This is a genomic window from Caldicellulosiruptor bescii DSM 6725 (genome assembly GCF_000022325.1).
GTDB classification, from domain to species: Bacteria; Bacillota; Thermoanaerobacteria; order Caldicellulosiruptorales; family Caldicellulosiruptoraceae; genus Caldicellulosiruptor; species Caldicellulosiruptor bescii.
Window position 1 is genome coordinate 1,964,140 of record NC_012034.1, and the last position, 13,169, is coordinate 1,977,308.

The following is a 13,169-nucleotide window of genomic DNA, read 5'->3' on the forward strand; positions in this document are numbered from 1 at the left end:
TCATACTTTGTTCCCACAAATAAATGTTTAATAGTTACTTAATATAATTACATATATTTCTATCTGTTTTAGATCACCCCTTCTTTTTTTAAATTTACTTGTTTATAACTTCAACTTTGCAGTCCTTTACTGTCCTCAAATCTTTCTTATATATCTACAAATTCCCATTTACCGTATTTTATCATTTTGCGGCTGGAACTGGCGCTGGTTCATTATTGTTGTAGTATATTGTAATATTAATGTTTTTCCCATTTGTACCTAAGGGTCGCTTGTGATCTAATCCAACAAACCTACCTTGACTGTCTTGCCAAAGAGCCGGCTTTAAAAATGAGTATTTTTTTTCATCCCATGTCGTAAAATCGTATCCAACCATACCTCCAGTGTCACCTGAGTTAGCATTAAAGCACCAAAATGTGTGATGAATATGATTCTCTATAATATAATCTCGTAGATATCTCATCCACTTTTCGTTATCAGCTCCATCAAGATAACCACCCCATTCACCTATCAGCAGCGGCGCAATGTTTTCTTCCATGATGTAAGCCCAATTCGGACGCCAACAATCTTGTAGTAAAGATTCTTTTGTGAAGCCTGGATAAAACCACGGCTGCTGGTAAACAGAGGGTCCGTAATCATGAGGTGAATATACTACTTTATTTTGATATTTACCCAGATTAATAGGATACTTTTTAACACCTCGCAAGTTACCGCCCCACCATGTTGAATAGTAATCGCTATAGGATTTTGATGTCCATGTAACGTCATCTTTTGGATACGCTTCAATTCCTTCTATTACAATAAGAAGGTTTGGATTTATATTTAGTATACGTTTCGCACATGTTTCAGCCGCATATTTCCAATTATTAATATCTGTTGAATTATCCCATTTTGCAAATGTTGTGTCTTGCCATGGTTTTCCATGTGGCTCATTTTTTAGGTCAAAAGCTATAATAGTATCATCATTTTTATATCTATTTGTAATCCACTCACACGCCTTATAAAAATCCTCTGGAGTAAATTTATCATCATACCATACTGGATAGATATGTCCCATTGCGTCTGTTTTTATGCTGTGAATATCCAACATAATTTTCAAACCAACTTCTTTACATATTTGTACAACTATGTCAAATACTTCAAGACTGTTTTTGCCCTCAAGCTCTGGATTAACGTAGTAGTTTATATTTGGTTTTGGATAAATACCTTGCGACCAGTTCAGTATAATCTCGGCTGATATTGGAATTCTTAGCAAATTAAAGCCTCTATTGGCTATTTCAGCTAGAGTATCTTTTAGATTGCAACTCCATACACCATCAAAAACATTTGTACCTGTATTGTATCCAAACCAGTTAATACCTGTTAACCATACCGGTTTACCATCTTTATCAACTATTTTATTACCACTTACATAAAGCCAATCATCATTTGTATCATCAAGAATACTCGGTGTTGATGTTGGATTTGGAGTTACTGTTGGCATTGGTATTACTGTCTGCACCGGTGTTGGTGTCGGTGTCGGGGTTGCCGTTACTGTTGGGGTCGGGGTTGGTGTTGGTGCTGGTGTTGCTGTCGGTGTCACTGTCGGTGCTGGTGTTGCTGTCGGTGTTGGTGTCGCTCCACTCGGCTCCTGTCCCCATACCAATACACCATCTATATACGCTGTTACCTTCACATTCTCTCCATAACTCGTCATGCTCTGCATCCATGACCAGTCATTCCCCTGATTGTAATTGCTCCAGTCACTCTTGTTAAACCTTATCTGTATCTCCCCTGTGTCTTTACCAGCCTGCAACTGCCCAGCTCCACTCTTAAATCCTATCTCTAAATAATAGTCCGCTCCACTTACGCTACTGCTCAGCTTCACAAACTTGAATGTCACATTGCTTGCTCCTATCTGTGCCCAGTCTGATATCGCACTCTGTGCCTTGTCCCCATCTACCGTGTACCAGTACCTTATCGTTACCCTGCTCAAATCTATGCTGCTGCTTCCAGTGTTCACTACCTTCAACCATGGCCTTATCGTGTTTGTTGTGCTATTTGTCTCCTTGTTAGCATACAATACCTTTATCTGTCCACCTGCTACAGGTGTACTGCTCGGCGTCGGTGTTGGGGTAGCAGTTGGTGTTGGTGTTGGAGTCGGTGTTGGCGTTGGTGTAGCAGTTGGTGTTGGGGTCGGGGTTGGTGTTGGTGCTGGTGTTGCTGTCGGTGTTGGTGTCGCTCCACTCGGCTCCTGTCCCCATACCAATACACCATCTATATACGCTGTTACCTTCACATTCTCTCCATAACTCGTCATGCTCTGCATCCATGACCAGTCATTCCCCTGATTGTAATTGCTCCAGTCACTCTTGTTAAACCTTATCTGTATCTCCCCTGTGTCTTTACCAGCCTGCAACTGCCCAGCTCCACTCTTAAATCCTATCTCTAAATAATAGTCCGCTCCACTTACGCTACTGCTCAGCTTCACAAACTTGAATGTCACATTGCTTGCTCCTATCTGTGCCCAGTCTGATATCGCACTCTGTGCCTTGTCCCCATCTACCGTGTACCAGTACCTTATCGTTACCCTGCTCAAATCTATGCTGCTGCTTCCAGTGTTCACTACCTTCAACCATGGCCTTATCGTGTTTGTTGTGCTATTTGTCTCCTTGTTAGCATACAATACCTTTATCTGTCCACCTGCTACAGGTGTACTGCTCGGCGTCGGTGTTGGGGTAGCAGTTGGTGTTGGTGTTGGAGTCGGTGTTGGCGTTGGTGTAGCAGTTGGTGTTGGGGTCGGGGTTGGTGTTGGTGCTGGTGTTGCTGTCGGTGTTGGTGTCGCTCCACTCGGCTCCTGTCCCCATACCAATACACCATCTATATACGCTGTTACCTTCACATTCTCTCCATAACTCGTCATGCTCTGCATCCATGACCAGTCATTCCCCTGATTGTAATTGCTCCAGTCACTCTTGTTAAACCTTATCTGTATCTCCCCTGTGTCTTTACCAGCCTGCAACTGCCCAGCTCCACTCTTAAATCCTATCTCTAAATAATAGTCCGCTCCACTTACGCTACTGCTCAGCTTCACAAACTTGAATGTCACATTGCTTGCTCCTATCTGTGCCCAGTCTGATATCGCACTCTGTGCCTTGTCCCCATCTACCGTGTACCAGTACCTTATCGTTACCCTGCTCAAATCTATGCTGCTGCTTCCAGTGTTCACTACCTTCAACCATGGCCTTATCGTATTTGTTGTGCTATTTGTCTCCTTGTTAGCATACAATACCTTTATCTGTCCACCTGCTACAGGTGTGCTGCTCGGCGTCGGTGTTGGTGTTGGCGTTGCTGTTGGTGTAGCAGTTGGTGTTGACGTTGGTGTTGGTGTAGGTGTCGGTGTTGGAGTCAGTGTTGGTGTTGGTGTTGCTGTTGGTGTAGCAGTTGGTGTCGGTGTTGGTGTTGAAGTAGGTACTGAAGAGGCACCAATCGCATTAGTTTTATACCATTGCCCCCATGGAGTTGGATTATTGGGGTCCCAATTGTTTACCATGTCCAAGTACCCTACATAGCTCGAATTGCCACACCAAGACCAGCTAAAAAGTCCTATCTTGTATTGTTTTGCATACCTGACAATAGCTTCCTCGTCAGGGTCACCATCTGTATGCTGATGCCCAAACTCCCCAATAACTAATGGCAGCCCTTTCTCCACAAATGACTTGATATATTCTTCTACCTTGCTCGCTGTATTGTATACACCGTACATATGAATCGAAAATACCAAATTGCGCAGCGGATCTGCTTCCATTATGCTCTGGGCATTGTCTCTCATAGTATTAGACCAATCCTGCCCCCAGTTCGGTGCATCAACCATTATCGTGTGCTTGAACCCTGCATCCCTTAGCGCTTTTATAGCATTCTTCGTGTCATTAATCCAGTTTTGATAGTTATTGTTCCCATACGGCTCATTACCAATGTTTATTATAACAAAATCCTCATTGCCTTCTAACACACTCTTTATCTCTTTCCAATATTCTACTGCTTGCGCCAATGAACATGCTGCACCGTCCTCACCATATCCTGTCGTGTCGTGAACTTCTAATACAATGGCTCTGAATCCAAGACTTCTTGACAATGATATAATATTTGCTACTTCACTTGCTGGTATCTTCGTCCATCGATAGCCATTACTCAACACTACCCTCACAGAGTTCATACCCCATGACCTTATTCCTCGCAATGCCGTCTCAAGTTTATCTCTGTACCAGCAATGTGCGTGATTTGTTCCTATTAATGTGCTAGTATCTATCTTCACTACTCCATCATTAGATGTAGCCGCACCAACTTTGGGTAAATTCGTTACATTTGCTATAAACAAAATGTTCAATAAAAAAACAACTGTACATAGTATACTCAACCATTTCTTCCCCATTTTTGTTTTTACTCTCATCTTAAAACCTAACCCCCTCTTTTTTATGCATTTTTGCCATTATACCTCTTTATTTTTTGTACTATTTTCTAAACACCTCCATACAGGATTTTAGCGAGGTAGCACACCATACTTATAGTTGTGCTACCCCGCTAAATTTTCATTTACCTACTTAATTATTGATTGCCAAACAGTATTTCATATGTTGCATTAGCTATTGCTATGTCGCACTGTGCCCAGAACCTGTGATATCTGAACTCAGGTGCCTGCCCTGACTTGTATGCCGCCTCTAACTTCGGCCAATCAGGATCTTGTTTATACTTGCTCCTTATGTCTATAAACTTAACTCCACTCTTTATTACATCTCCATTCGGCATCTTCCCTATCCATCCTGCCGGTATATATACCTCTTGCTCAAAGAACCTCTTGTAGTCCGCTCTCTTCTCTGGCGCTGACAATCCCTTCTCATCCCTGTACAACTTCCACATCCTGTCCAGCAATTCCTTCGCTAAATTCTTCGCTCCCTCATCAAATACCCCATACTTCTTCGTCCCTGCACTATAGTACAACAACGCATTCGCCAATGACGCTGTTATTCCTAAGTCAGTACCATAGTCCACTACCTTAACATGTAAGTTGCTATTCCCTGTATACGCCCCGTTCCATGTATCAGGTTGTCCGCTCCAATCAAGCGTCGACGGTATCGCAAACGTACCATCACTATTCAACTTCACTACACTCTTAACCCAGCTTACCCACTTCTCAAGCAGTGCTCCTGCGTCCTTATCTCCTGTCACATAGTAATACTCCGCTACCCTCTGCATCGACCATGCCTGGAATCCAAACCATGTGTTGCTCCCAGGATCATGATATACCGGATTCGGTTCATATGCCATTCCATAAAATGTTGCTGTCCCTGCTGGATACTTCTCATATCTGCCATTCCATGAATTTGTCGCGCCTCCTGCTATCGCTCCCTCCGCTGACTGTAACCACCTGTAAAATTCTATCTGCCTCTTCAAACTCTTTGCCCAGTCACTCGCTCCATTCGGCGACTTCGGCTTCATATCACTATCATTCGCTAATGCCCATGCCGCCATCGGATTCTGATATCCAAAGTGCACATGGCTGCTCCCTATCTTCCATGACCATGCTCCATCCAATGCTCCACCCCATGCATAATACCATGATAGCAGATAATGTGCACTGTCATACCCCGTTCCTCCAGCCGCATTCTTATCCTGACATCCTAATGGCTTGAAATACTTGTCAAACATCGCATACCTTAAATAGTCTCCCATCTTCGCTGCCTTCGCTACATAGCTGCTTATCTCATTAAACTTACCTTGCTCCTTCGCCCATACTTTCGCCCAATAAGTAGCCTGAATAGCTCTCGCATCAGCATCTGGTGCATCCGTATATCTCCACTGCTTCGAATAGTTCTGATCCTTAATAAACAAATCTAAAAATCCATTCGGTCCGCCCCACTTGAATTCCTCCCAGCTCGGATGCGGCACCGTCTCCCATACAGACTCCTCAGGCCCTCTCTGGAACGTGTTGATAAATGATGCCCGACTTACTCCGTCCCCTCTCTTGCCATATCCATACCAGTTGTCTACGTCCATCAACCAGTGCATACCATACATTAATGTGCTACCATATGTGCTCACAAGTTCATTATGCAACGGGTCTTTGCCAACAGGTACATTAAACTCCAACGGCGATGGATACTTGTCCGGTGTCTCCCACTCCCCTGCGTATGTCGCTGGCTTGTTAGGATCATATGACCTCATCGGCTGATCTTCCGCTGATGGTATCATATACTTCTCTAATGTGTCCCATGCTGTCTTAAATTTGCTCCAGTCACCCGTTAACTTACCATACACTGCCTCTAACCATACATAGTACGAAAATGCCTCACTCGTGGTCAAATGACCATAATCAGGTGCTTCGCATATCAATGTCTCTACCGAATGATATGGTATCCCATCCTGGTTAAAATACCCGTTCGCAGGATCATGTATCTTGTTCCATAACCACATAAACCTCTGCCCATATTCGCCAAGCACACTCGGTGTGCTGCTCGGCGTCGGTGTTGGTGTTGCTGTTACTGTTGGTGTCGCGGTTGGGGTTGGTGTTGGCGTTGGTGTTGGTGTAGCAGTTGGTGTTGGTGTCGGGGTTGGAGTTGGTGCTGGTGTAGGTGTCGGTGTCACTGTCGGTGCTGGTGTCGCTGTCGGTGTTGGTGTCGCTCCACTCGGCTCCTGTCCCCATACCAATACACCATCTATATACGCTGTTACCTTCACATTCTCTCCATAATTCGTCATGCTCTGCATCCATGACCAGTCATTCCCCTGATTGTAATTGCTCCAGTCACTCTTGTTAAACCTTATCTGTATCTCCCCTGTGTCTTTACCAGCCTGCAACTGCCCAGCTCCACTCTTAAATCCTATCTCTAAATAATAGTCCGCTCCACTTACGCTACTGCTCAGCTTCACAAACTTGAATGTCACATTGCTTGCTCCTATCTGTGCCCAGTCTGATATCGCACTCTGTGCCTTGTCCCCATCTACCGTGTACCAGTACCTTATCGTTACCCTGCTCAAATCTATGCTGCTGCTTCCAGTGTTCACTACCTTCAACCATGGCCTTATCGTGTTTGTTGTGCTATTTGTCTCCTTGTTAGCATACAATACCTTTATCTGCCCGCCTGCTACAGGTGTGCTGCTCGGCGTCGGTGTTGGTGTTGGCGTTGCTGTTGGTGTAGCAGTTGGTGTTGACGTTGGTGTTGGTGTAGGTGTCGGTGTCACTGTCGGTGCTGGTGTCGCTGTCGGTGTTGGTGTCGCTCCACTCGGCTCCTGTCCCCATACCAATACACCATCTATATACGCTGTTACCTTCACATTCTCTCCATAATTCGTCATGCTCTGCATCCATGACCAGTCATTCCCCTGATTGTAATTGCTCCAATCACTCTTGTTAAACCTTATCTGTATCTCCCCTGTGTCTTTGCCAGCCTGCAACTGCCCAGCTCCACTCTTAAATCCTATCTCTAAATAATAGTCCGCTCCACTTACGCTACTGCTCAGCTTCACAAACTTGAATGTCACATTGCTTGCTCCTATCTGTGCCCAGTCTGATATCGCACTCTGTGCCTTGTCCCCATCTACCGTGTACCAGTACCTTATCGTTACCCTGCTCAAATCTATGCTGCTGCTTCCAGTGTTCACTACCTTCAACCATGGCCTTATCGTATTAGTTGTGCTATTTGTCTCCTTGTTAGCATACAATACCTTTATCTGTCCACCTGCTACAGGTGTGCTGCTCGGCGTCGATGTTGGTGTTGGCGTTGCTGTTGGTGTAGCAGTCGGTGTCGGAGTCGGGGTTGGTGTTACTGTCGGTGTTGGTGTCGGTGTTGGTGTAGCAGTTGATGTTGGTGTTGGAGTCGGTGTTGGTGTTACTGTCGGCGTTGGTGTTGGTGTTGCTGTTGCTGTTGGTGTCGGTGTTGCTCCAGAAGTTCCTGGTTCTTCACCCCATACTTTCACATCTCCATCATAAAGTGGAATATATTTAGTTTTAACAACTGAACCACTTGAAACTCCCTTTATATCCTGGAAAGAATAGTCGTTAGAATTATCCCACTGTACATTCTGTGGTGCTGCAATTCTGAATTGGACTTCTTTCTTATATTTGTCTTGACCACCTGGATAAATCAATGTGCCAGTAAAGTCTACTAAAATGTAGTATATATTTTTGCTTGCATCCCATACATAAGGTCCACTTACTTTTGCACCTTGATTATAATTGGTGCTCAAGGTTAATTGATTTGGTGAATATCCTGCTTTAATTAATTCACTCAGGTCAACAAAATATCTAAATTTAAGCTTATCTGTTGCTCTGGCAGGCCAACCACTTTGGTTATTAACTATCGCTTTAATTTCAATAAAGTTAGTTCCGGATGCATTTATACCAGCTTCAACAAAGAATTCGTCGTTTGTTGGAGTTTCAATAGCTTTGAAATCTGGTATTGGATTCCCACCGTACAATTGATACATCTTTGCTAATGCACCCACAAACCCTGCATTATAATCACATGCAACCTCATTGTTCACATAGTTACTTATATCATCTGTGTAGCTATCATCAGAGCCTGGACCACCAACAAGCGCTCCATATAATGTATGTCTGTGATATGAAGGTATACTCTGACTGTCTGCCCATGAGCTATGAGCAGTTCTGTGATGCGGTCTCTTTGGTGGATTTGTACCAAATCCAACAACAAAGCTTCTTCCAGCTGAGCCTAACGCATAATCAATCTGGCTTTCTCCAAATTTTCTATATATTTCTTTTTTTGTGCTTGGACAGCCAACCCAATCGCTATAAACAAATGCCAAAAATGCTGTAGTTGTTGCATATCTCAACGAACCCCATTGATCAAGCCATGCTAATCCTTTTGGTGTATACTTAATCCTTTCGCCATTGTATCCTGTAGTCCAGTAATCTAAGTGACTTTCAATAATTTGTTTATAAATATCCTTACCGGTAATTTTTGCTAACAATAATGCCGCTCCATTGTGAACATCATCCCAGCAATGAGCCCACTTGTAGTCAATTGTGTTACTGCCAGAAATTTTGGGCCAATTTTGGACATATGACTCAGCTTTTGTGAGATATGTTGAATCATTTGTTGCCAAATACAACCAAACTGCTGCCCAAGAAAGCTCATCATAGAAACCGCTCCATGAATTGTAATATCCATTTGCAGCAGTGTAACCTGCATCGCTTTTTGTTACTTCTGCAAACTCATATAATTCTTTTGCATGTTGCAGATATGTTGCTGCTTTAGTGGGATTTCTGTCTTTCAAAACAATTGAAGCTGCTGCTAAGGAAGCTGCTGTCTCTGCTACTACTGTAGATCCAGGACTGCTTTGGGTGACCTTAAATGAAGGTCTCTCCATTTGCATAACCTCAGCAGGTCCCCACCATGCATGATCTTTACTTCCATCCCCAACCTGGTAATAGTATACATATTTGCTTGGATGACATTTTACAAAATAGTCATTAACCCATTCGATTTGATTTAAGATATGTTCCAATTGACCACTCTTGACAAATGCATCTTTGTACTCATACACTGCCCATGACAACATTGTACCAGTGTATGACATTGGAAGGTTAAACTTGACGTGATCACCTGCGTCAAACCAACCACCTGTCAAATCAAGCCCATTGTCTTGACCATCCTTTAATGCTGAGTCGCCACGCCAGTTGTTGCGTACCCAATTCGGAAGTTTACCAGACATTTGAAATTCGTAAAACATGATAGCTTTTTGTAAAGCTTCCCCATAGTTAAACGAACCAGCCCTAACCTCTTGCCATGGTTTAACTCCATATACCACTCCTAAAATAAATATGAAGGTTACAACCATGGCAATAATTCTTCTGTAACGCTTCATAAATCTCTAACCTCCTCATTCAGTTTATTTCGATTTTAATTATATAACTAAAATGGATAGATGACAATTGATTTTTTTTGTCTAATTTGTTTGTTTAATTGTCTAAAATGCAGTACAGTTTAAATATTTTCGATTACTTAGATATACTCATATTTCTGATATTTTTTTTATTGCAAAATTATAGTATAAATGCCTCTAATAATTTGTATTATTTTGCTCTATTGAAAGTCAAAAAAATACAACATGATATTAAGTTGTTAAGTGGAAACCACATAAATTTATTCGACTTGAAAATAATTGTTATATTTTATTGATTAAATTAGGAAGTGATAATAAATTTTTTGTTGTTCATACAAGGCTAAACATTGGCTGCCAATCAATGGCAGCCAATGCCTAGTGTAATGTATGTTAAAAGAGGGGGTTAGGGGATAGCTTTTTCAGTGTTACAGAAGAATATACATAATTATTTATTTTTTTAATTTTTTTACATGTACTAAAAAAACGGCGCCTTGCCAGACGCCGTTTTGAACCACTCATCAAATATTTTACACCTCGAGTAGTTTCGGCAGCCTGGCAACCATAGGAAGTTTTTCTTCCGACAGGCCCATGGCTTTGCGCCCCTGCCTTTCGACAGGTTTGCCCTTTCGACTACCCACTTCATATCCAATTTTTTTATGTTTAATCCTACTTTCTTTTAGAATGAATTATATCATTAACTCAGTAATATGTCAACTAATCTTTTTCAACGGATAGTGTCAAGAGTTTGTAGGAAAAAATTTTTATCAGAATATACCTGCATTATAGAGGCTACAACTAATCAAAGACTTTAATGCTCTTCGTAACTGGTTAACTTTACCATTTGCTATAACTGGTATATTATTCCACTTTTCCGTACCTTTTCGTACTCTTTTCCCGTTCTTTATAATTCCTTTTGCTATTTCTTTAACTTCTTGCCTTTCTGCTTTCTTGGCTTTTATCTTCTCTAAATATACATTTATAAGTTCAAAACCATTGTATTTTAAACTCAATAACTTTACCATGGTCTCCGCTATATCTTCGCTCCATCCTCTTGGTCTTGAACTCATCCTCTCTGCTAATACATGACTTACATTCCCTTCTGCATTACATCCTGCTTATGTCACAAGTATGTCAGCGGCAAGTGGAAAAACGGAGTACCTATTCTTAAAAAATGTTGTTACAATATATTACATCTCTACAATATTCGCTATTGATGCGGAAACACAAAATTCTTGACAAGGTTTCCATTTACAACTAAAGATATAAACAGGTCAGTGTAGAAGCTATCCACTTGAAACCAAAGCCTTTATGTGGGAAAATAAATCTAAAAATGAAAGTTGTTTCGGTTTGTTGTTGAACATTTTGGAACTCTCCTCATAGTAGAAGATTTTTTATATAATCATATTTTACTACAACTATGAGGAGTGTGATCAGACTTTTTTGAATTTTTATAAAGCTTGATAACGCTCATCTTGAGCGTTTCTGCAAAATATTAAAAAACTATAAGGATTGTAAAATAGTTTGCTTTGTTATGTTTAAACTAAACCCACAAACTCAAGAATCTTTTATAAAAAACATGAGAATTATTTTGAAAAGTGACAGATAGCAAATAACAAAAACATATCTAAAACTTCCAATGAATTGGGCATTTTAAAAAACTCTGTTATATTAAATATACATGGTTATTCTGAGGATACGACCAGTAAACTTACTTCTGCCCTTGAAAATCTCACCATTAAAAAAACTAGTAGAACTTTCATGAGACTATAAACGTTTATCATTCTATCTTTTTTAAATAAATAGTATAAAAATCACCATAAATAGTATAAAATCTATTCTCAAACGAAATGCTGTTTACTGAAAAACAAGAATGTGTAAATCTAAGTTAAATTTTAGCGCATAATAATTTTTAAACAATTAAAAAAGTAATTTAAGCTTACAAAGAAAAAGCAAGAAAAATATAGTAACAATCGCAAATATTTGCGGTTAACCTTCTGAATACCACTAACTGCTTCTATTTATGCTTACATTTTCAGGTTTTTTAAGTATTGTCACCGTAATTCTTGCAAATGTAAAAAATAAACGGAAGGAGACCATATGCAAAGTTTTTTAATTAAAAACTCTGGTCTCCTTCCTTTAATTCTATTTCCTATTTCAGTTTTCATAGTAAACAAGTCTTCAGAATATAATTATCTTAATCATTTTTTGAGAGAAATCTATTACTTGAACTTCGTTATTTTTTAATTACAATTTTCAATATTCTGCTATTATACGTATCTGCAAAGATAATATTTCCTTTTAAGTCAAAACACACACCAGTCGGATAATTCAAAATAAATTTGTTTTTCTCATTTTTTCCCCAGGTATAAGCTTTTTTCGTCTTTATAGAATATAAAATAATTCGATGGTAATCAGTATCCGTGATTGCGATATTCTCGCCACTTTGATCAATTGCAATACCTAATGGGTGATGAAGTTTGAAATAATTATTGATTTTGTTATATATAGATACAACATTGCCTTTTTGGTTTATAACAACAATCCTATTGTTTCCACTATCAGCTACATATAGATTTCCAGCTGAATCAACAGCGATACCGCGAGGAAAATTTAATTTATCTCCATTTGTATTTAATTTTGTTATTTCAGACACAAATTTCCCCTCACTGTTATATTTAACAATTTTACTTAGTGAATAATCACTAACGTAAATATAACCTTTGAGATCTACAGCAATTCCCATAGGTGCCTGTAATTTACCTTGCTTTGCTTTAACCTTTTCCCATGAAGCAATCCACTTTCCATCTGGGGATAACTTAACTAATCTTGAATTTCCTGTATCCGCTACATATATATTGCCATTCTTGTCGCATGTAACTGCTGCAGGGTATGAAAACTGATTCTTTTGATTACCCTTCATACCAATTGAAAAAACTTTCTTACCAGTATGATCAAATTTAACTATCCTACAATTGTCTGTATCAGCTACAATTATAAACCCTTTTGAATCAACTGCCACGCTATTTGGCAAACGCAAAATCTCACTTTTGTCCTTGGTTGGTATAATTTGGAGTACACTTGCAAACACAACAACTGACATTAGCAAAACAGATATACATACAAATAAAGTCAGAGAAGCAAAAATAAGTTTTTTCATGTTATATATACCTCCTCTCTCACATATAATATAATTTAGCCACTTGCAAAAACACTCAAAATGAGCGTTTCCACACTCTTTAAAGATTTTTTAAAAAAATCCCCCCTTCTCCTTATAGGCAGTTAAAATGTAA

The 13,169-nt window shown here is 40.2% G+C and carries 3 protein-coding genes, 1 pseudogene and 1 riboswitch; all 4 genes and pseudogenes read right to left on the bottom strand.

The features are described 5' to 3' along the window. Window positions 1-181 precede the first annotated feature (181 nt). The gene (locus ATHE_RS14110; RefSeq protein WP_015908249.1) at window positions 182-4,426 is read right to left on the bottom strand and encodes a cellulase family glycosylhydrolase; all 4,245 of its coding nucleotides are present in this window, start codon (window positions 4,424-4,426) and stop codon (window positions 182-184) included. 155 nt (window positions 4,427-4,581) lie between these two features. Then, window positions 4,582-9,861 (bottom strand): glycoside hydrolase family 48 protein, encoded by a 5,280-nt coding sequence (locus ATHE_RS09370; RefSeq protein WP_015908250.1) that lies wholly within the window; start codon window positions 9,859-9,861, stop codon window positions 4,582-4,584. A gap of 561 nt (window positions 9,862-10,422) precedes the next feature. Beyond that, window positions 10,423-10,512: riboswitch (cyclic di-GMP riboswitch) on the bottom strand. Window positions 10,513-10,643: 131 nt separating this feature from the next. Beyond that, window positions 10,644-10,991, bottom strand: a pseudogene (locus tag ATHE_RS09375) (UPF0236 family transposase-like protein); the annotation flags it as partial. Between the two features lie 1,121 nt (window positions 10,992-12,112). Then, on the bottom strand, window positions 12,113-13,036 hold the full coding sequence (locus tag ATHE_RS09380) for an NHL repeat-containing protein (RefSeq protein WP_015908252.1): 924 nt from the start codon (window positions 13,034-13,036) through the stop codon (window positions 12,113-12,115). Window positions 13,037-13,169: the final 133 nt, after the last annotated feature.